Annotated in this window: 12 protein-coding genes and 1 pseudogene; 6 read left to right on the top strand and 7 right to left on the bottom strand. The window is 69.4% G+C overall.

Translation table 11 applies throughout. The features are described 5' to 3' along the window. The 5 genes from H0524_RS02880 to mce all read right to left on the bottom strand — a co-directional run bounded on the left by H0524_RS02880 (window position 1) and on the right by mce (window position 7,448). On the bottom strand, window positions 1-1,098 hold the full coding sequence (locus H0524_RS02880; RefSeq protein WP_180197268.1) for an AI-2E family transporter: 1,098 nt from the start codon (window positions 1,096-1,098) through the stop codon (window positions 1-3). A 130-nt stretch (window positions 1,099-1,228) separates the two neighbouring features. Continuing rightward, the gene (locus H0524_RS02875) at window positions 1,229-3,646 is read right to left on the bottom strand and encodes a hypothetical protein (RefSeq protein ID WP_180197267.1); all 2,418 of its coding nucleotides are present in this window, start codon (window positions 3,644-3,646) and stop codon (window positions 1,229-1,231) included. A gap of 160 nt (window positions 3,647-3,806) precedes the next feature. Then, a complete protein-coding gene (locus H0524_RS02870) occupies window positions 3,807-5,093 on the bottom strand; it encodes a DivIVA domain-containing protein (RefSeq protein ID WP_180197266.1) in 1,287 nt (428 codons plus the stop codon). A 300-nt stretch (window positions 5,094-5,393) separates the two neighbouring features. Next, window positions 5,394-6,749 (bottom strand): crotonyl-CoA carboxylase/reductase, encoded by a 1,356-nt coding sequence (ccrA, locus tag H0524_RS02865; protein WP_180197265.1) that lies wholly within the window; start codon window positions 6,747-6,749, stop codon window positions 5,394-5,396. A gap of 225 nt (window positions 6,750-6,974) precedes the next feature. Continuing rightward, entirely contained in the window at window positions 6,975-7,448 is a 474-nt protein-coding gene (mce, locus tag H0524_RS02860; RefSeq protein WP_180197264.1) for a methylmalonyl-CoA epimerase, read from the bottom strand. Between the two features lie 311 nt (window positions 7,449-7,759). Here mce and H0524_RS02855 point away from each other — a divergent pair, with 311 nt between their 5' ends. The 6 genes from H0524_RS02855 to H0524_RS02830 all read left to right on the top strand — a co-directional run bounded on the left by H0524_RS02855 (window position 7,760) and on the right by H0524_RS02830 (window position 19,368). Further along, entirely contained in the window at window positions 7,760-8,959 is a 1,200-nt protein-coding gene (locus H0524_RS02855; protein ID WP_180197263.1) for an acetyl-CoA C-acetyltransferase, read from the top strand. A 41-nt stretch (window positions 8,960-9,000) separates the two neighbouring features. Then, entirely contained in the window at window positions 9,001-10,029 is a 1,029-nt protein-coding gene (gene meaB / locus H0524_RS02850; protein WP_180197262.1) for a methylmalonyl Co-A mutase-associated GTPase MeaB, read from the top strand. Window positions 10,030-10,102: 73 nt separating this feature from the next. Next, window positions 10,103-11,791 carry a methylmalonyl-CoA mutase gene (locus H0524_RS02845; RefSeq protein ID WP_180197261.1) on the top strand — a complete coding sequence of 563 codons (1,689 nt, stop codon included), beginning with the start codon at window positions 10,103-10,105 and terminating at the stop codon, window positions 11,789-11,791. A 113-nt stretch (window positions 11,792-11,904) separates the two neighbouring features. Continuing rightward, window positions 11,905-12,807 carry a tetratricopeptide repeat protein gene (locus tag H0524_RS02840; RefSeq protein WP_180197260.1) on the top strand — a complete coding sequence of 301 codons (903 nt, stop codon included), beginning with the start codon at window positions 11,905-11,907 and terminating at the stop codon, window positions 12,805-12,807. Window positions 12,808-12,870: 63 nt separating this feature from the next. Further along, window positions 12,871-14,007 carry an arginase family protein gene (locus H0524_RS02835; protein WP_180197259.1) on the top strand — a complete coding sequence of 379 codons (1,137 nt, stop codon included), beginning with the start codon at window positions 12,871-12,873 and terminating at the stop codon, window positions 14,005-14,007. A gap of 303 nt (window positions 14,008-14,310) precedes the next feature. Then, window positions 14,311-19,368: an NAD-glutamate dehydrogenase gene (locus H0524_RS02830; RefSeq protein WP_180197258.1), complete on the top strand. Its 5,058-nt coding sequence runs from the start codon at window positions 14,311-14,313 to the stop codon at window positions 19,366-19,368. A gap of 55 nt (window positions 19,369-19,423) precedes the next feature. On the opposite strand, the gene H0524_RS02825 is transcribed toward H0524_RS02830, so the two are convergent. After that, complete coding sequence (locus tag H0524_RS02825; RefSeq protein WP_180197257.1) at window positions 19,424-20,104, bottom strand: class F sortase; 681 nt, start codon at window positions 20,102-20,104, stop codon at window positions 19,424-19,426. 1 nt (window position 20,105) lies between these two features. Next, window positions 20,106-20,725, bottom strand: a pseudogene (locus H0524_RS02820) (hypothetical protein); the annotation flags it as partial.

Below are 20,725 nucleotides of genomic sequence, written 5' to 3'. Positions count from 1 at the left end.
TTAGCGGGAGTCCTGGCGCGGGATGACCACCTCGCGCAGGATCAGCTGGAACGCCGCGACGGTGGGGATCGCGATGAGGGCGCCCACCACGCCGATCAGGGCGACGCCGAGCAGCGCCGCCACCAGAGCGGCCACCTCGTTGACCTGCACCGATCGGCGCATCACCTTGGGGTAGATCAGGTAGTTCTCCACCTGCTGGTAGATGAGGAAGAACAGCACGCAGGCGATCCCCACCGGCAGGTCGGTGGCGAAGCCGACCAGGCTCACGATCACCGCCCCGAGCGTGGCACCGATCTGCGGGATCAGGTCGGTCACCGCCACCACGACGGCCAGGGCGAACGGGTACGGCAACCCGGCAAGCAACGCGAAGACGAAGGTGGTCGTACCGGCGAGGAGGGCGATGATGAGCGCCCCGACGATGTACGCGCCGACCTTGGCGATGATTTCGTCACCGATGAGACGTACCCGATCCCGACGGGACCGGGGGACGAGCGCGTACCCGAGCGACCGCAGCCGGTTGAAGTACGCCAGGAAGTAGATGGTGAGTACGAGCACGGTCAGGGTTCGGAAGGCGGTGCCGAAGATGAGCTGGGCGCCGCCGAGTACTCCGTCGAGTGCCTGGCCGAGGGTGCCGGTGTCCGCGGCCTGCTGCGCCCGTTCGATCAGGTCGTACCGCTCGATCAGCTCATTGATGGTCGCACTGCGCCGCAGCGTCTCCAGATAGCTGGGGAACTGCTCGATGAACTGGCTGGACTGGGTGATGATCGGCGGAACCAGGGCGACCGCCCCGCTGCACAGCAGGAGGAGCAGGGTCAGCATGACGACCACGACCGCCAGCCCGTGGGGCAGCCCGAGCCGGCGTAGCCGCGCCACCGCCGGATAGAGCCCGACGGCGAGGAAGAGCGCGATCACGACGGGGACGAGTAGGCCGGCGGCGTTGCGCACGCCGAGGAAGAGGGCGTAGGCCAGCAGCGCGCCGAGCGCACCGGTGAAGCCGACGAGAAAGCTGCTCCGCCGCAGGGGCCGCCCCGGCACGCCGAACCGCCCGGACCCCTGGTCGGCGCGGTGCTGCTGCGACTCCGGCTCGCCCGGCGCCACCGGAGCTCAGGCCGCCCGCCCAGCGCCGCGGCCGGCCCGCCACGCCTCGCTCCGCCGTCGGCAGCGGCGAGCCTGGCCCGGGATCGCCGTCCAGCCGGCCGGGCCCAGGGTCGCCGTCCAGCCGGTCGGCTCAGTCCTTGTCAACGACGACCTTGCTCGGCTTGGAGCTGCGCTCGTCGGTGGTGGGCTTCGCCGGCCGGGTGTTGTTCTCGCCGGTACTGGTGATCTTTGTGGGGGCGGCTGCCCGACCCCCTTCACCCGGTACGGCCGCGACGGTCGGCTCACCGTCCACCCCGGCGCTGGCCTCATCACCGTCCTTCGTGGTGACCGACTTCACGCTGCCCTTCGCGGACTCGTCAACTGCGGGTTCGATCCGCCCACGGGCCGGCTGGCCGGCATCCGCCGGTTCGACCTTGCCGGCTCCGGCCCGGTCGCCAGCGGGCGGCGCCGGTGCGGCCGTGGGGGCCCGACCGTTGTCGGAATCGCTGCCCGCGGGCCCAACCGGAGCGGGTTTGGCAGCACCGGACAACTCCAGCCGAAGTTCTGCCACCTGTCGCTGCAGGTCGTCGGACTCCTGACGGGATCGCCAGGTCTCCTGCCGCAGATCAGCGAGCTGCTGCTGCGCCTGCGCGATCTCCGCCATCACCTGGGCGAGTTGCTGCCGGCTGGTCGCGGCCTCCTGTTGGGTCGCCGCCAGGTGCTGTTGGGTGGTGGCCAGGGCCTGCTGGGTGGTGGCGGCGTACTCCTCGAACTGGCGTCGGGAGGTGGCGGCGTACTCGTCGGCGGTACGGCGCTGCTCGGCCGCCGCTTCCTCGGCCTGGCTCAGCAGCGCCGAGGCCTCCTGGTCGGCACGCTCGCGTAGGGCCTGGGCATCCTGCTCGGCGGTCTGCCGGATGCTCTCGGCGGCACCCTCGATCTCGTTTCGGCGGGCCGTGTACGTGGACTCCAACTCGGTCTTGCGCGAGGTGAACTCGGTTTCCAGCTCCTGCTGTCGGGTCGTGAACCCGGTTTCCAGCTCCTGCTGCCGGGTCGTGAACCCGGTCTCCAGCTCCTGCTGTCGGGTCGTGAACCCGGTCTCCAACTCCTGCTGCCGGTTCGCGAAGCCGCTTTCCAGCTCCTGCTGTCGGGTCTCCAGCTCCTGCTGTCGGCTTGTGTACTGCTGCTCCAACTCGGTGTGCCGGGACTCGTGTCGCTGCTCCAACTCGTCGCGGCGGGACTCGTGCCGTTGCTCCAACTCGTCGCGGCGGCTGGCGAACTCCTGGTCGTCGGCGGCCCGGCGCTGGTCCAGCTCGCGGTCAGCCGCCGCCCGGCGGTTGTTGACCTCTTTCTCCACCCCCGCCCGCCACGCTCCCAGCTCCTGTTGGGCCTGGGCTCGGGTTTGCAGGGCGTACGCCTCGGTCTCGGTGCGTGTTTCCTGCGCGTACGCCTCGGCCTCGGCCCGCTGCCGCTTTGCCGCGTCGGCAGCCTGCTTGGCGAGTAGCTCCGCCTCCTGGCGGGCCTTGGCGTGGGCGGCCCGGCCGGCCGTGCCGGCGTCGTCGATGATCTGCTTGGCCTCCTGCTGGGCCTTGGCGTGGGTGGCCCGGCTCGCCTCGGTCGCCTGCTCCACGAGGCGCCCGGCCTCCTCCTGCGCCTTGGCCTGTACCTCCTTGGCGGCCTCCCGCAGCTCGGTCGCCTCCTGCTGGGCCTTGTCCTGCGCGGTGCGGGCCGCCTCGCGCAGCTTCGTCGCCTCCTGCTGGGCCCGCGTGTGCACCTCTTTCGCGGTGTCCCGCAGTTGGGTAGCTTCCTGCTGGGCCCGCGTCAGCGCCTCCTGCGCGGTCTTGCGTTGCCGGGCGGCCTCCTCGGTCGCGGCCTTCACCGCGGCGTCTGCCTCCTCGCTGGCGGCTTTGACGGTGGCGTCTGCCTGTTCGCTGGCGGCTTTGACGGTGGCGTCTGCCTGTTCGGTGGCGGTCTTGACGGTGGCGTCTGCCTGTTCGGTGGCGGTCTTGACGGTGGCGTCTGCCTGTTCGGTGGCGGTCTTGACGGTGGCGTCTGCCCGTTCGGCAGCGGCCTTGACCGTGGCGTCTGCCTCCGCTTTCCGAGCTGCGGTGTGCCGCTCCTCCTCGACGCGGCGAGCGGCCAGGGCCAGCTCGAAGTCCTTGAGTGCCTGGGCCGCCTCCGCCCGCGCCTCGTCAATGATGTGCTCGGCGGCGGCTCGGCGGGAATCGATCTCCTTGTTTGCGGCGACGAGGATCTCTTCGGCCTGTTCTTCGGCGAGGGTGAGGACTTGCTCGACGCGGGGTCCAAGGTGCCGGAAGGAGGCGCGGTCCACCACGCCGACCTGTTTGCGGACCTGGGCGAGATCTCGCTGGAGCACCTCCACCTGGCCAGCCAGCTTATGGATTTGGGTGTAGGCCTGCTCTCGCTCGGCGGTCAGGGTGGCGATCTCGTGCTCGGCGCGAGCGACGTACCGGTTGACCTGCCCTTTCACGTACCCCCGCAGGCCGGACTCGAAGCTGGGCTCCGTGGTCACATCCCCGCCGAGAGCGAACAGTTCCTCGCCGTTCGACATGCCCCCATCCTCACACGCAATCGGCCCTCTTGGGGCGATACGGACTCGTCGGATGCAGCGGTTCAACCGGTGCGATCCGGACTTAGAACAACGTACGGCGCGGGGCGACGCCGGATGTCCAGCATCGCCCCGCGTGGTGGAACAGGTCTGGCTGAGCTGATCAGCTGGCTGATTCGGTGCTCTCGCTCTTCTTCGCCTCCGTGCTGTCCTCCGATTTCGCCCCCGTGGCGGCGGTCACGGCGGAGGCTGCTGCCGCGGCGGCGTCCGGTCCCGTGCCTGGGACGATGCCGGCGAGCCCGGAGAGCATCTGGCCGAGCTGAGAGGTGACAGCGTCCTTCTGGCGGGTCAGATCCTCGACCTCGCGGCGGGCCGTCTGGGTGGCCAGGTCGGCCTCGGTGCGGGCCTCGGTGAGCAGTCGCTCCGCCTCGGTCTTCGCCTCGTTCAGGCTCTTCTCGGCGGTCGCCTTGGCCCCTTCGACCGTGTCGTGGGCGGTGCGTTCCGACTCAACCCGGCGCGCCTCGGCGCGCTGCTCAATCTCCTTGGCCCGCTCCTGGGCAGCCCGGGCCCGCTCCTCGGCCTCGTTGACCAGCTTCTGGGTCTGGGCGACCTGGGTGGCGTGCCGCTCCGACTCCTCGCGCTCGGCCTTCTCCCGCCGCTCGGCCAGCTGCAGCTCAAGGGCCTGTAGGTCCTTGTCGCGCTTGTCCCGCGCGTCGGTGAGGAGCTTCGTCGCCTCGGCGCGTTTCTCCTCGGCCTCGCGGGCGGCCTTCGCCCGCTGCTGGGTGATCTCCCGCTCCGCGGTGGCGCGGAGGGTGGAAACCTCCCGCTCGACGGTGGATTTCAGCTCGGCCACCTCGTGCGCGGTGACAGTACGCAGCTGCTTGGTCTCCCGATCGGCGTCGGCCCGCAGGGTGTCGGCCTCGCGGCGGGCCTGGACGCGAACCTCGGCCGCCTCTCGTTCCGCGGCGGTCCGGACGTTGCCCACCTCCCGCTCCGCCGTGGCCTTCATCGCCGCCACCTCGGCCCGCGCCTTGTCAGTGATCTCCCGGGCCTCGAGGCGGGCGGCGGAGAGAATGCCCTCGGACTCCCGCTTGGCCTCGTTGCGGTGGTCGTTGGCGTGCTCCTCGGCGAGCCGGAGGATCTGCTCAACGCGGGTGCCGATGCCGGAGAGGGTGGGCCGATTGTTCTCTTCGAGTTGCTTGCTGGCCTCGGAGAGCTTCTGGTCGAGGGCGGTCATCCGCTGCTCGGCCTGGCGGAGCCGGCGCTGCGCGTCGTTCATCCGCTGCTCGGCCTCGGCGCGGGCCTGCTCGGACTGGGTCAGCGCTGCGCTCAGCCGACCAAGGAAGTCGTCAACCTGACCTTTGTCGTAGCCGCGCAGGGTGACGGTGAAGTCCGGCTGGGTGTTCGCGCTATCGAAGAACGCAAGAGGGGAGGACTGCTGCTGGGGCATTGGGACATACTGGCAGACGACCTGGGGGCCTTCGCAAGAGCGCCCCGACCTTTGCCATCCTCATTACAGGGTTCAACCCGGTTGGGTCGCGGCGGCCGGACCAATCCGCGATCTTGGCAGCTCCCGGACGCCGTGACAGTCTGAAGTGGGCTCTGAATTGGGGCCGTGAGCAAGGACTCGCGGCCCCATTCCGTTCTGCACAGGTATCGGGGGAACCGGTATCGTCCGAATGAGCGTCCTGACCGGCGAATGGAAAGGCAATCCAGCCACCACATTGGTGGCGGACCCGTGCCCGTCTGATCAGTGACCGCGGAACCGGTTGATCGCCGCCTCGTGCTGCCCGCGGAACTCGGGGTCGCGCACACCGAGGCCGTCCGCCGGAGCAAGGCAGCGGACCCCGACCTTGCCCTGGTGTGCGTTTCGGTGCACCTCATATGCGGCCTGGCCGGTCTGCTCCAGGCTGTAGGTCCTCGACACGGTTGGATGGATCTTGCCGAGGGCGATCAGCCGGTTCGCCTCCCACGCCTCCCGGTAGTTGGCGAAGTGGCTGCCGACGATTCGCTTCAGATGCATCCAGAGGTAGCGGTTGTCGTACTGGTGCTGGTAGCCACTGGTCGAGGCGCAGGTGACCACGGTGCCGCCACGTTTGGTGACGAAGACGCTGGCGCCGAAGGTCTCCCGCCCCGGGTGCTCGAAGACGATGTCGGGGTCCTCGCCGCCGGTCAGCTCGCGAATCCGTTCACCGAAGCGGCGCCACTCATCCGGGTCCTGGGTCTGCTCGTCCCTCCAGAACCGAAAGTCTTCGGCCGCCCGGTCGATCACCAGCTCCGCGCCCATCCGCCGGCACAGCTCCGCCTTTTCCGGCGAGGAGACCACACAGACCGGAATGGCACCGCCGGTGAGCGCCATCTGGGTGGCGTAGCTGCCCAGGCCGCCCGAGGCCCCCCAGATCAGTACGACATCCCCCTGCTTCATGTTGGCGCCGTGGTGGGAGACGAGCTGCCGGTACGCGGTGGAGTTGACCAGCCCCGGGCTCGCCGCCTCCTCCCAGCTGAGGTGGCGGGGCTTTGGCATGAGCTGGTTGGCCTTGACGATCGCCAGCTCGGCCAGACCGCCGAAGTTGGTCTCGAAGCCCCAGATTCGCTGCTGTGGGTCGAGCATGGTGTCGTCGTGTCCGGCGGCCTCCTCCAGCTCCACCGAGAGGCAGTGGGCGACGACCTCGTCGCCGGCCTGCCACCGGGTTACGCCGGGACCGGTGCGCAGCACGACGCCCGCCGCGTCCGAACCGACCACGTGGTACGGCAGGTCGTGTCGCCTGGTCAGCTCGGAGAGTCGGCCGTAGCGCTGCAGGAACTTGAAGGTCGGTAGCGGTTCGAAGATGCTCGTCCAGACCGTGTTGTAGTTGATGGCGCTGGCCATCACCGCCACCAGTGCCTCGCCGGGACCGGGTTGCGGGGTGGGCACGTTCTGGACATGCAGCGCCTTGCGTGGATCCTTGTCCCGCGTGGCCATCCCGTCGAAAATCTGTGTCTCCTCGGCGCGCACGACGACGCCTCGGTAGGACTGCGGAATCGGGAGCCGTGCAACACCGGCGAGTTCACGTTCGGGCTGCGCCGAACCCTCCGCAGCCATGATTGTTTCGAGGATGTCCTGCACTTCGACCTCCCGTTCGTCTGCCCCGCGCGTCACCGGCAGGGGCGTGCCGTCGTCGGCGCCCGGAGGTCAGTCACCGTCTCGGCATTGACGCATCCGGCATCGACCACGCTGCTGTGGAGGCGGACGTTACTGAACGGTAGCTTTGCTCGGAAGTGCTGTGTGAAAAAGTGCATCGATTGATGGGTGGGCCCGGCTCGGCAGGGAGCAGGGCGGGCCCACCCTGTCTCAGTGGACTGTGGCGGGCTCGACCAACTCGACCAGGACGCCACCGGCGTCCTTCGGGTGGACGAAATTGATCCGGGAGTTCGCGGTGCCCCGCTTCGGCTGTTCGTACAGCAGGCGGAGACCCCGCTCGCGTAGCTTCGTGCAGGCTACGTCGATGTCGGCGACCGTGTACGCGACCTGTTGCACGCCCGGGCCCTGCCGGTCGAGGAACCGCGCGATCGTGGACGCCGGCGAGAGGGGGGCGAGCAGCTGCACGCAGCCGCCGGCGGCAGTCGGGCCGACTGCCAGCATCGCCTCGCGGACGCCCTGCTCCTCGTTGGTCTCGGTGTGTACGCACCGCATACCGAAGGCGCGCTGGTAGAAGTCGATCGCCTCGTCCAGGTCGGGTACGGCGATACCGATGTGGTCGATGCGACGTAATCCGATGTCTGTGCCGTGGTCCGCAGCGGACTCGACGGGGGGATGCTCGGCCATGGCGTCAGTCTGGCCGAACGGGTGCGCGGGGAGCCCGGCCGGTTGGCAATCTCACGCCACCGGAAGGCGCTGACGCGCGCCACCGGAAGGCGCTGACCCGCGCCACCGGAAGGCGCTGCGGCAGCCTGTCCGGGCGGCCACCCGGGCGTTCGGGCGCCCCTTGCGCGGCGGGGCGACGCGGGTGTGCACCGGGTCGGCCCTACCGTGCGTCGTCGATGTGCGCGGGGTCACCGTCGCCGATCTGCGCTCAGAAGCTAAGGTGCGTCCTAACAATCGTTAAGGCGTACAGGTCGGGACCCTCGGAGGCAGGTATGGCTTCGGTGATCGTCAGCGGCGCTCGAACCCCGATGGGTCGACTGCTGGGAAATCTCAAGGATCTTTCCGCGACCCGGCTTGGTGGCGTGGCGATCAAGGCGGCGCTGGAACGTGCCGAGGTTGCCCCCGACCAGGTCCAGTACGTGATCATGGGGCAGGTGCTGCAGGCGGGTGCCGGTCAGATTCCGGCCCGGCAGGCAGCCGCCGAGGCGGGCATCCCGCTCTCCGTTCCGGCGCTGACCATCAACAAGGTCTGCCTCTCCGGGCTGGACGCGATCGCCCTGGCCGATCAGTTGATCAGAGCTGGGGAGTTCGACGTCGTCGTGGCCGGCGGCATGGAGTCGATGACCAACGCCCCGCATCTGCTGTTGGGGCAGCGGGGTGGCTACAAGTACGGCGACGTGGTGATCAAGGACCACATGGCCCTCGACGGGCTCACCGACGCCTGGGACTGCTGCTCGATGGGGGAGTCGACCGAGCGGCACGGCAGCACCAAGGGGATCAGCCGTGCGGAGCAGGACGCCTTCGCCGCGGGAAGCCACCAGCGTGCCGCCGCAGCCCAGAAGAACGGGCATTTCACCGAAGAGATCACCCCGGTCGTGCTTCCGCAGCGCAAGGGTGAGCCGCTGGTGATCAGCGAGGACGAGGGCATTCGTCCGGACGCCACCGCGGAGTCGTTGGCGAAGCTACGCCCGGCCTTCGCCCCGGATGGCAGTATCACCGCCGGCAGTTCGTCGCCGATCTCCGACGGGGCTGCCGCCGTGCTGGTGATGAGTAAAGCCAAGGCCAAGGAGCTGGGGCTGACCTGGCTGGCCGAGATCGGTGCGCACGGCAACGTCGCCGGCCCGGACAACTCGCTGCACTCGCAGCCGTCCAACGCGATCGGCCACGCGCTCCGGAAGGCCGGCCTCACCATCAACGATCTGGATCTGATCGAGATCAACGAGGCGTTCGCGCAGGTGGGCATCCAGTCAACCCGTGACCTCGGGATCAGCCCGGACAAGGTCAACGTCAACGGCGGTGCGATCGCCCTCGGGCACCCGATCGGTATGTCCGGTGCCCGGCTGGTCCTGACCCTGGCGCTGGAGCTCAAGCGGCGTGGCGGCGGCACCGGCGCGGCGGCGCTCTGCGGCGGCGGTGGCCAGGGCGACGCGCTGATCATCCACGTCCCAGCGGGGGCCGAGAGCCAGGGGTGAGCCAGACCGGCGAGCCCTCCTGGTGGGGAACGAAAGGCACCATGACTGACGCCGTCAACAATGTCCCGGCCGCGCCGCCGGTGCGCCGCAGCCGGGACATTCCCATGCTCGTTGAGCGGGCCCGCGCGGGTGACCCCCGGGCGGTCGCCCGGCTCATCACGTTGGTCGAATCCGGGGACGAGACGCTGCCGCGGATCGCGGCGGCTCTCGCCCCGTACGCGGGCCAGGCCCAGGTGGTCGGCCTGACGGGTTCGCCGGGAGTGGGTAAGTCGACCACCACCAACGAGTTGGTGCGCGCGCTGCGTTCCCGGGGACGCCGGGTCGGCGTGCTGGCCATCGACCCGTCCAGCCCGTTCACCGGTGGGGCGATCCTCGGCGACCGGGTCCGGATGCAGGACCACGCCACCGATCCCGGCGTCTACATCCGTTCCATGTCCAGCCGGGGGCACCTCGGTGGGCTTTCGGCGGCAACGCCGCAGGCGGTCCGGGTGCTGGAGGGTGCCGGCTGCGACGTGGTCCTGGTGGAGACCGTTGGCGTGGGTCAGGCGGAGGTGGAGGTCGCCTCGCTCGCGGACACCACGCTCGTGCTGCTCGCGCCCGGAATGGGGGACGCGATCCAGGCGGTCAAGGCCGGCATCCTGGAGATCGCCGACGTGTTCGTGGTCAACAAGGCCGACCGGGACGGCGCCGATGCCACGGTCCGGGACATCCAGGGCATGATCGCACTGGGGGAGCGAGGGCCGGGGCAGTGGCGGCCCGCGGTGGTGCGTGCTGTCGCCGTACGCGGTGAGGGGGTCGACGACGTCGCCGCGGCGATCGACAAGCACCGGGGTTGGCTGGTCGAGCGGGGTGAACTCCGCCGGCGTCAGGAGGCACGGGCCGCCGCTGAGGTGGAGGCGATCGCGCTGGGCGCGCTCCGGGCCCGCATCGGTTCGCTGCGGGACGGTACCGAGCTGTCGACGCTCGCTGCCCGGGTGGCCGCGGGTTCGCTCGACCCGTACGCGGCGGCTGATCAGCTCCTCACCCAGATCGCCGGCGACAGCACCGGTAACCCTACCGGCCGGTACTAACGTCCTTAGCGAGCGTTCAGGACAGGATCTACACTCGGAGGTGGAGTCGCAGACCCGAGGAGGAGCCCCGCGGATGAACGCCGACGAGATCGCCGCTGGACGCAAACGCTGGCAGGACCGCTACGATGCCGCACGTAAACGGGACGCCGACTTCACCACGCTCTCCGGGATGACTGTCGCCCCCGTGTACGGGCCGCCGGAGGGGGTGGACCACCCCGGCTTCGAGCGGATCGGCTGGCCGGGTGAGTTCCCGTACACCCGTGGTCTACACCCGACCGGGTACCGGGGGCGGGCCTGGACCATCCGGCAGTTCGCCGGCTTCGGTAACGCCCGGCAGACCAACGAGCGCTACAAGATGATCCTGGGCGCGGGGGGCGGCGGGCTCTCCGTCGCCTTCGACATGCCCACGCTGATGGGTCGTGACTCGGATGAACCGCAGTCACTCGGCGAGGTCGGGCACTGCGGGGTGGCGGTGGACAGCGCCGCCGACATGGAGGTGCTCTTCGACGGCATCGACCTGGCCGGGGTCACGACGAGTATGACCATCTCCGGGCCGGCCGTCCCGGTCTTCTGCATGTATCTGATCGCTGCCGAGCGGCAGGGCGCGGACCTCTCCCGCCTGGACGGCACCCTGCAGACGGACATCTTCAAGGAGTACATCGCACAGAAGGAGTGGCTCTTCGACCCGGAGCCGCACCTGCGCCTGATCGGCGACCTGATGGAGTACTGCGCCCGGGAGATTCCCCGATACAAGCCGCTCTCCGTCTCCGGCTACCACATCCGGGAGGCGGGCTCGACGGCCGCGCAGGAGCTGGCGTACACCCTCGCCGACGGCTTCGGCTACGTCGAGCTGGGCCTCTCCCGCGGGCTCGACGTGAACGTCTTCGCCCCGGGCCTGAGCTTCTTCTTCGATTCCCATGTGGACTTCTTCGAGGAGGTCGCGAAGTTCCGTGCCGCCCGCCGGATCTGGGCCCGCTGGCTGCGCGACGTCTACGGGGCCACCAGCGAGAAGGCGCAGTGGCTGCGCTTCCACACCCAGACCGCCGGGGTCTCGCTGACCGCGCAGCAGCCGGTCAACAACGTGGTCCGCACGGCCGTGGAGGCCCTCGCGGCCGTGCTCGGCGGCACCAACTCGCTGCACACCAACGCCCTCGACGAAACCCTGGCCCTGCCCACCGACGAGTCAGCCGAGATCGCCCTGCGGACCCAGCAGGTGTTGATGGAGGAGACCGGGGTGACCAACGTGGCCGACCCGCTGGGCGGCTCCTGGTACGTCGAGGCGCTCACCGACAAGATCGAGGCCGAGGCGGAGGAGATCTTCGCCCGGATCCGGCAGCTCGGTGGTGAGGGACCACACGAGATCGGTCCGATGACCTCGGGAATCCTCCGAGGCATTGAGGATGGTTGGTTCACCGGGCACATCGCCGAGGCGGCGTTCGCCTACCAGCGGGCGCTGGAGAAGGGCGAAAAGAAGATCGTCGGGGTCAACTGCCACACCGGCACGGTCGCCAAGGACCTGGAGATCCTGCGGATCTCGCACGAGGTCGAGCTGGAACAGCGGCGCACCCTCGGCGAGCGGAAGGCAGCCCGGGATGATGCCGAGGTCAGCGCGGCGTTGGAGCGGATGGTCGCGGTCAGCCGGACCAGCGGGAACATGATCCCGGCGATGCTCGACGCGGTCCGTGCCGAGGCGACCCTGGGCGAGATCTGTGACGCGTTACGCCTCGAGTGGGGCGTCTACCGCGAGCCGGCACGCTTCTGATCGCCGGCATCCCGCAGGCGCGGCGGGGAGGTGTGGTGACCTGCGTGAGAACCGTGACCTTCGGCATCACCGAAGGGCGGAGATTGGCGTCACCCGTGCGAGACTAGGTAACCATGAGCGACCCACGGATCACCCCGTCGATCTTCACCCGCGGCGCGGTAGACCTCAGCGCGCTGCGCACCCCCGCACCCTCCCCGGCCCCCGCGCCTGCCCAGTCCGGCCCGTCCGATGACGGCGCCGGGAGCACCGCCGCCGTCATTGCTGTCACCGAGGCGACCTTCCAGACCGAGGTCCTCGAACGGTCGCTCAGCACGCCGGTGGTCGTCGACTTCTGGGCCGAGTGGTGCGAACCCTGCAAACAGCTCTCGCCGGTGCTTGAGCGGCTCGCCGTCGAGGGCGGCGGCGCCTGGGTGCTGGCCAAGGTCGACGTGGACGCCAACCCCCGGCTGGCGCAGATGTTCCGGGTGCAGGGCATCCCGATGGTCTACGCGGTGGTCGGCGGCCAGCCGGTCGACGCGTTCTCCGGGGTGGTGCCCGAGGCGCAGCTACGGCAGTGGATCCAGGCGGTTCTCAAGGCTGGTGGCGCGAGCGTGGCCGAGACGGCCGACCCGCGGTTGGACGAGGCCGACGAATCGCTGCTCAACGGTGACCTGGACGCGGCGGAGCAGGCGTACCGCAAGATCCTGGCCGAGGCGCCGTCGGACGCCGCGGCGGAGGCGGGGCTGGCCCAGGTCGGGCTGGCCCGTCGGGTCGCCGGTGCCGACCCGCAGGCGGTGCTCGCCGCGGCGGCCACGGCCACCGACGACATCGACGCCCAGCTGCTCGCCGCCGATGTCGAGATGCTCGGCGGGATGGCGGAACAGGCCTACCAACGGCTGGTCGGACTGGTTCGCCGTACCGCCGGCGAGGACCGCGAGAAGGTGCGTCAGCACCTGGTCGGCCTCTTCACCATTGCCGGGCCCGACGATTCCGCGGTGGCGCTGGCCCGTCGGGCACTGGCCAGCGCCCTGTTCTGATCCAGTCATGTCGGCGCGGGCCGGTGTGCCGACCGGCCCGCACGAGCTTGAGGACGGGAGCCCATGACGCGCCGGATCGCCGTCCTCGACGCGCCCACCAACCTCGGGCTACGGCCACCCACCGCCACCTCGGTGCCGGGCTGCGGCAAGGCTCCTGGTGCGCTGCGCGACCAGGGCCTGCTCAGCCGGCTTCGGGCCCGGGACGCCGGCTGCCTGACCCCGTCCCGGTACGACCCGGGCGACTGGCGGCCCGGCGATGGCGTATGTCACGCGTATGAGATAGCCAACTACTCGGTGGCGCTCGCCGACCGGATTGGAGCGGTCATAGATCGAGGTGAGTTTCCGCTGGTGCTCGGCGGGGACTGCTCGGTCGTGCTCGGCTCGGCGCTGGCCATGCACCGGCTCGGCGCGGCGGTGGGGGGTCGGGTCGGGCTCGTCTTCGTCGACGGGCATTCGGACTTTCGGCACCCCGGCAACGCCTCCTACGTGGGCGCGGCGGCCGGTGAGGGGTTGGCCCTGGTCACCGGTCGCGGTCAGCTGGATCTGACCGCTATTGAAGGCCGGCGGCCGTACTTTCGGGATATCGACGTGGTGGTGCTGGGCATCCGGGCGCAGGACGACTATCGGCTCGACCTCCAAGCTGCCGGGATCACCACCCGATCGGTACCGGCGCTGCGCGCGGAGGGTGCGGCCCGGACCGCGCAGTGGGCGCACGACCAGCTCACCCACTGCGCCGGCTACTGGCTGCACGTTGACGTGGATGTGCTGGATCCGGCCGTGATGCCCGCCGTTGACGCTCCCGACCCGGGCGGAATCGCCTTCGCCGAACTGGAGAGTCTGCTTGCCGGCCTGGTCGACACCCCGCACTGCCTTGGCGTCGAGCTGACCGTTTTCGACCCAGACTACGACCCGGACGGTTCGTACGCCGCGGAGATCGTTAACACCCTGGTCGGTGGCCTCCGCCCGGTCACCGCGTCGGGATCGGTCCCGCCCCGGCGGCCTACCGTTGCCGCACTCCGGCGGGGGTCGGAGCGCCGCCGGAGTGCGGAGCCACCGGTTCACCTCGTCAACCAGGGTGAGCCGGCCAAGGTGGCACAGCCCTCGGAGCCCCCGCAGGCCCCGGCGCCCCCGACCGGCGCGGGGGCGCCTGTTGCTCCCGAGGTGCCCGCTGCGCAGGCCGTGAGGCGACCAACCAGCTAACGCCGCCCAGCCGGTTGCCCCGGCAGCCCGCAGCGGTGCTGCGGCTGGGTCCGGAAGAGCGGCGCCCGGTTCCGGGCCCACCCCAGTTGGAGGCCGAGACGCCGAAGACAGGCTCCGATTGGGTGATGAATGTCCGGAGGCGGGGTAACCCGGGGGTGGGTCGACCCCTATCGCAGTAGGTGAAAGACGGCAGTCCCGAACCGGACGTCTGGATGATGGTCCGCCGACCAAGGCGCGGATGGGCAGGGCCTAGGCTGGGCGCAGAGTGACCCACGACGCGGTGGGTCGAGGGGAGTGGCACCGATGGACCGGCGTCCGGCTACCAAACCGGGACCCGACCTCCGGCAGGTTGATACCGGCCGGGACGACAACTTCGATTCGGCGACCGATTCCGACGGGTTCGGTGACGTCGAGACTGGTGTGACCGGCTTGACTGGTTCGAGCATCGACTCGATCTACGACTTGGGCCTGCCCGCCAACGCCTTGGGGGAGGACGCCGAGGATTCGGACTTCGACGAGACGGTACCCAACGCGGAGCGCTTGGTGGCCCAGGCGATCGCGCTCGCCGGCGACGACCACGACTCGGCGTCGCTGGTTCGCCGTTACTGGCGGTTCGCGCCCGATGAGGAACTGATCGGCTTCACGGCTGAGGAGATGCTCGGCTCCGTCCGTACCCACCGGGAACTGGCCGAGCAGCGGGTACCGGGCGAACTCAAACTGCGCATCCACGAGCCGGATGCCGACCAGCACCACTCGGTGGTCGAGATCGTCACCGACGACATGCCGTTCCTGGTGGACTCGGTGACCGCCCTGCTCAATTCGCACCACCTGGATGTGCACCTGCTGGTCCATCCGCTGTTGGTGATTCGGCGCGAGCCGCTGGGCCGGCTGATCGAGGTGGCCGCCGACGTGGAGCCCGACGAGGTGACCACCGGTGGCCTGGTCGAGAGCTGGATGCGGATCGAGATCGACCCGGTCCGGGACGCGGCGGACCGGGACAACCTGCGTCGGGAGCTGCAACGCGTGCTCACCGACGTACGGGAGGCGGTCGAGGACTGGCCCAGGATGCGCCAGCAGGCGCTGACGCTCGCCGACGAGCTGGCGGCCGCCCGGAACAGCGAGAACCGGCCGCCAGTGCCGGAGAAGGACATCACCGACTCGGTCGAGCTGCTGCGCTGGCTCGCCCACGACCACTTCACCTTCCTCGGCTACCGGGAGTACCGCCTGGTGGACTCCGAGGGGGAGACGGGTGGCCAGGCCCTGCGCGCGGTGCTCGGCACCGGCCTCGGGATCCTGCGCTCGGATTCCACGGAGTCCCGGGCGTTGTCGTCGATGACGCCCGAGGCGCACGAGCGGGTTACCGAGAAGCGCCTGCTGGTCATCACCAAGGCGAACTCCCGGGCGACCGTGCACCGATCCGCGTACCTGGACTACATCGGCTTCAAGGTGTTCGACGAGGCCGGCGAGGTGGTCGGCGAACGTCGGTTCATCGGGCTGTTCGCCACCGCCGCGTACCGCACCAGCGTGCAGGAACTGCCGGTGGTGCGGCGCAAGGTGGCGGAGGTGGTCGATCGGTCCGGGCTGAGCCAGCGCAGCCACTCCGGCAAGGATCTGCTCCAGATCCTGGAGACCTATCCGCGCGACGAGCTGTTCCAGATCAAGACCGATGACCTCTACCACGCGGTGATCGGTGTGCTGCGGATGGCGGGCCGCCGGCAACTGCGGGTGTTTCTGCGCCGGGACGCGTACGGACGCTTCATCTCCTGCCTGATCTACCTGCCGCGGGACCGGTTCACCACCCAGAACCGGCTGCGGATGCAGGACATCCTGCTGCGGGAGCTGAACGGGGTCGGGGTCGACTACACCACCCGGGTTACCGAGTCGATGCTGGCCCGGGTGCACTTCATCGTGCGCACCGACCCGACAAAGCCACCGGGGGATATCGACGCCGACCTGCTCGCCGAGGAGCTGGCCGACGCCACCCGCCTCTGGGACGACGACTACCGGCTGGTGCTGGAGCGCAAGCTCGGCGACGAGCAGGCCAAGCATCTCTTCTCCCGGTACGCCGACGCCTTCCCGGAGGGCTACAAGGACGGGCACACGCCGTACGAGGCGATGAAGGACCTGGCGAAGCTGGAGCTGCTGGAGGAGCCCGGGCAACTGGAGATGCACCTGTTCCGGAAGCAGCTGGCGCCTCGTGCGGCGAGCCGGGTGGCCGGCGGCGACGAGTCGATGGACGTCCGGTTCAAGGTCTACCGGTACGGCGAGCCAATGATGCTCTCGGCGGTGCTGCCGGTGCTGCACTCGCTCGGGGTGAAGGCGGTTGACGAGCACCCGTACGAGGTGGAGCGCATCGACGGTCGGATCTGGCTGTACGACTTCGGCCTGCGGTTGCCGGAGGGGCACCAGGAGCTGGCCGAGGTTCGCCCGCACGTGGAGAACGCCTTCGCGGCCGCGTGGCGGGGCGAGGCCGAGGTGGACGGCTTCAACGCGCTGGTCCTGCGCGCCGGCCTCACCTGGCGGCAGGTGGTCGTGTTGCGGGCGTACGCCAAGTATCTGCGCCAGGCGGGCACGGTCTTCTCCCAGGACTACATGGAGTCGACCTTCATCGCGTATCCGCGGATCGCGGCCCTGCTGGTGCGGCTCTTCGAGGCCCGGTTCGCGCCGGGCTCGACGAGCGCCGAGCAGCGTCAGCAGCAGAGCAGGGAGCTGGTCGCCGAGCTACGTGCCGCGCTCGACGACGTGGCCAGCCTCGACCAGGACCGAATCCTCCGGTCGTACCTGACTCTGATCCAGGCCACCCTGCGGACGAGCTTCTACCAGAAGCGCGTTGACGGGCGGCCGAAGCCGTATGTTGCCCTGAAGCTGGATCCGCAGGCGATTCCGGACCTGCCGGCGCCGCGGCCCCGGTTCGAGATCTTCGTGTACTCGCCCCGGTTCGAGGGGGTGCACCTGCGCTTCGGGCCGGTGGCCCGGGGCGGGTTGCGCTGGTCCGACCGGCGGGAGGACTTCCGTACCGAGGTACTCGGTCTGGTCAAGGCGCAGATGGTGAAGAACGCCGTGATCGTCCCGGTCGGTGCCAAGGGTGGCTTCGTGCTCAAGCAGAAGCCGGGCGACCGGGACGAAGCCGTGGCCTGCTACCAGGAGTTCATCGCCGCGCTGCTGGACGCCACCGACAACATTGTCAGCGGCGAGATCGTGCCGCCGCCGGATGTGGTTCGCCACGACGGGGACGACCCGTACATGGTTGTCGCGGCGGACAAGGGCACCGCCACCTTCTCCGACATCGCCAACGAGATCTCCACGGCCCACAACTTCTGGCTGGGTGACGCGTTCGCCTCCGGCGGATCGGCGGGCTACGACCACAAGAAGATGGGGATCACCGCCCGCGGCGCCTGGGAGTCGGTGAAGCGGCACTTCCGGGAGTTGGGGCACGACACCCAGAACCAGGAATTCACGGTGGTCGGCGTCGGCGACATGTCCGGTGACGTCTTCGGCAACGGGATGCTGCTGTCGCGGCACATCCGGCTGGTGGCCGCCTTCGACCACCGGCACATCTTCCTCGACCCGAATCCGGACGCCGCCACCTCCTGGGTGGAGCGGAAGCGGCTGTTCGACCTGTCCCGGTCGACGTGGGAGGAGTACAACCCGGAGTTGATCTCCGAGGGGGGCGGCGTGTTCCTCCGTACCGCGAAGTCGGTGCCGATCTCGCCTCAGGTGCGGGCGGCGCTCGGCCTCGAGGACGGCGTGTCCCAGCTCAGCCCGCAGGAGTTGATGAAGGCGATCCTCACCGCCTCGGTCGACCTGTTCTGGAACGGCGGCATCGGCACCTATATCAAGGCATCGAGCCAGACCAACGTCGAGGTGGGGGACAAGTCCAACGACGCGATCCGGGTTGACGGCAAGGACCTGCGCTGCCGGGTGGTCGGTGAGGGGGGCAACCTGGGCTGCACCCAGCTCGGCCGGATCGAGTACGCCGAGGCGGGAGGTCGGATCTACACCGACTTCATCGACAACGCGGCCGGGGTGGACTGTTCGGACCACGAGGTGAACATCAAGATCCTGCTCAACACGGCGGTCGCCGACGGCGAGCTGACCGTTGGTGAGCGGGACGAGTTGCTCGCCGAGATGACCGACGAGGTCGCCGAGTTGGTGCTGCGGGACAACTACGACCAGGCGCGGGCGATCAGCAACGCACAGGCTCAGGCGCCGTCGCTGTTGCCGGTGCACCGGCGAATGATCGTTGCCCTGGAGCGCTCAGGTGCCCTGGACCGGGCGCTGGAGGCGCTACCACCGGACGAGGAACTGGCCGTCCGGATGGAGTCCGGGATGACGGCGCCGGAGTTCGCGGTGCTACTCGCGTACGTCAAGATCGTGCTTGAGAAGGAGATCCTGGCGGAAGGCCTGGCCGACGAGGAGTGGACGACCGAACTGCTGGTCAACTACTTCCCCACGCCGATGCGGGAGCGGTTCGCCGACCGGATGTCCCGCCACCGGTTGCGCCGGGACATCGTCACCACCATGCTGGTGAACGAGACGATCAACCGAGGCGGAATCTCGTTCGTCTACCGGGTGGTCGAGGAGACCGGGGCGAGCGCCGGCGATGTACTCCGCGCGTACGTGGTGGTCCGCGAGGTGTTCGGGCTGCGCAAGATCTGGAACGCCGTCGAGGAGTTGGACAATCGAGTCGCCCCTGACCTGCAGACCGATGTCTACCTGGACTTCCGGCGCCTGCTGGACCGGGCGGTGCGGTGGCTGGTGACCAACCGCCGCTCTCCGATCGACGTGTCGGCGGAGATCGCGCGGCTGCGTGACGGGGTCGCCCATCTGCTACCACGGATGGAGACGCTCTTCTACGGCAGCGAGCGGGAGGCCATCGCGGCGCACATCGAGTCGACGGTCGCCAAGGGGCTGCCGCGGGACCTGGCGCAGCAGACGGTCCGGCTGATGTACAGCTTCGGCCTGCTGGATGTCGTCGAGACCGCGGCGAGCAGTGGGCGGGACGTGTCCGAAGTCGCATCGGTCTATTTCGTCCTGTCGGACCGGTTCCGGGTGGACTCGCTGCTGTCGAAGATCTCGCTGCTGCCGCGAGAGGACCGGTGGCAGACACTGGCCCGGATGGCACTGCGGTACGACCTGTACGCCGCGCTCGCCGCGCTGACCACCGAGGTGTTGGGTGGTACTCCAGGCGATCTGCCACCGGTGGAGCGGGTGCAGCAGTGGGAGCAGTCGAACGCCACCTCGATCCACCGTGCCCAGCGGGCGATGGGGGAGTTCGACGAGTCCCGGGCCGACCTGGCCGCCCTGTCGGTGCTGCTGCGTCAGATCCGAACCCTGGTGCGGACCTCGGCGGCATCCTGACCCGGACGGTGTCCCGGCGGCCGTGCCTCGGCCGCCGGGACCTCCGATACCTGGGTCATTTGGCCTGGGCCTGGGTGGCGAACACGACGATGTTGTCCGGGTAGTCGCCGGCCGCCTCGTCGAAGATGCCACCACAGGTCACCACCCGTAGTGCGACCTGGTCCGTGGGGCCGTAGACCAGTTCGGTCGGGAAATCGGTCTTCGGGTAGGACTGCACCGACTCGACGGTGAAGTCGACCTGCTCGCCGTCCTCCCGGAGCACACCAACCGTGTCGCCAGGTCGCAGGTCACCGAGGGAGAAGAAGACCGCGGGGCCGAGCTCCGCCGAGTCGACGTGTCCGACAAGCACGGCGTTACCGATTTCGCCCGGGCTCGCTCCCGGCTCGTACCAGCCGGCCAGCTGCGCCTGATCGAGCGGAGGTACCTCGACCGTACCGTCCGGATTGGTCCCGATTTTCATGATCGATGAATGGACGCCGATCTTGGGGATGACGATCTGGCTGGGCACCGAGCGGGGGAGGCCAGAGGGGGCAGGCTGGGCGGCTTCCGGGCTGGTGGCCGCTGCCCCGACTGGAGAGTTGGCCAGCGCGGGAGGCTGCGGGGGTCGGGCCGTGGGACTATCCGGAAGCGATGCCCCGATCAGGCCGAAGCCGGCCAGGGCGAGCAAGACGAGGACGACAGGGCCGGTGGCACGCCACGAGAATCCGTGGCGGCCACCGGCCCGGGTCGTCGTCACCTCAGACCAGGGAACCATTGGTCCGACGGCGAAGCAGCACCAGACCGCCCAGGGCGGCCGCGCCGACCAGACCAGCCCCACCGGCGGCGAGGCCCAAGTTGGTGCCGGCGCTCATGCCGCCGTCACCACCAGCGACACCGCCCCGCGGCAGGACGACCAGTTCGCCCTCGCCACACGAGCCCTCGAGCTTGTAGGTGCCCGGCTTGGCGTTCCGGTCAACCATGGCTTCGCCGTAGTAGACGTAGTCCCGCTTGTGCTCCCAGCGGTCCCCGCCCCGGTCACCGTGGTCTCCAGCCGACTCGTAGCCCTTGTAGTCGTGGCGCTTGTAGTCGTGGCCCTTGGACTCGTGGCCCTTGGACTCGTAGCCCTTGTAGTCGTGGCCCTTGTAGTCGTGGCCCTTGTAGTCGTGGCCCTTGTAGTCGTGGCCCTTGGACTCGTAGCCCTTGTAGTCGTGGCCCTTGTAGTCGTGGCGCTTGTAGTCGTGGCCCTCGCTGCCTCGGTTGTCCTCGGGCATGTAGCCTTCGCTGCCCCAGCCGCCTTCGGACTCGGTGCCTTCGCTGCCCAAGCGACCAGTTTGGCCGCTATCCGGTGCGCTGGCGCCTTCCAGCCGGGTTCGTGCGT

The sequence above is a fragment of the Salinispora sp. H7-4 genome (genome assembly GCF_013416675.1).
Classification (GTDB): Bacteria; Actinomycetota; Actinomycetes; order Mycobacteriales; family Micromonosporaceae; genus Micromonospora; species Micromonospora vitiensis.
Note: the sequence above shows the minus strand (reverse complement) of the source record. Positions and strands in the feature narration are given on the sequence as shown.

Excerpts from the sequence above, each read along its gene's own strand:
- H0524_RS02875 (WP_180197267.1), bottom strand. The coding sequence starts at position 3,646 with ATGTCGAACGGCGAGGAACTGTTCGCTCTCGGCGGGGATGTGACCACG.
- H0524_RS02870 (WP_180197266.1), bottom strand. The coding sequence starts at position 5,093 with ATGCCCCAGCAGCAGTCCTCCCCTCTTGCGTTCTTCGATAGCGCGAAC.
- mce (WP_180197264.1), bottom strand. The coding sequence starts at position 7,448 with ATGGCCGAGCATCCCCCCGTCGAGTCCGCTGCGGACCACGGCACAGAC.
- H0524_RS02855 (WP_180197263.1), top strand. The coding sequence starts at position 7,760 with ATGGCTTCGGTGATCGTCAGCGGCGCTCGAACCCCGATGGGTCGACTG.
- meaB (WP_180197262.1), top strand. The coding sequence starts at position 9,001 with ATGACTGACGCCGTCAACAATGTCCCGGCCGCGCCGCCGGTGCGCCGC.
- H0524_RS02845 (WP_180197261.1), top strand. The coding sequence starts at position 10,103 with ATGAACGCCGACGAGATCGCCGCTGGACGCAAACGCTGGCAGGACCGC.
- H0524_RS02840 (WP_180197260.1), top strand. The coding sequence starts at position 11,905 with ATGAGCGACCCACGGATCACCCCGTCGATCTTCACCCGCGGCGCGGTA.
- H0524_RS02835 (WP_180197259.1), top strand. The coding sequence starts at position 12,871 with ATGACGCGCCGGATCGCCGTCCTCGACGCGCCCACCAACCTCGGGCTA.
- H0524_RS02830 (WP_180197258.1), top strand. The coding sequence starts at position 14,311 with ATGGACCGGCGTCCGGCTACCAAACCGGGACCCGACCTCCGGCAGGTT.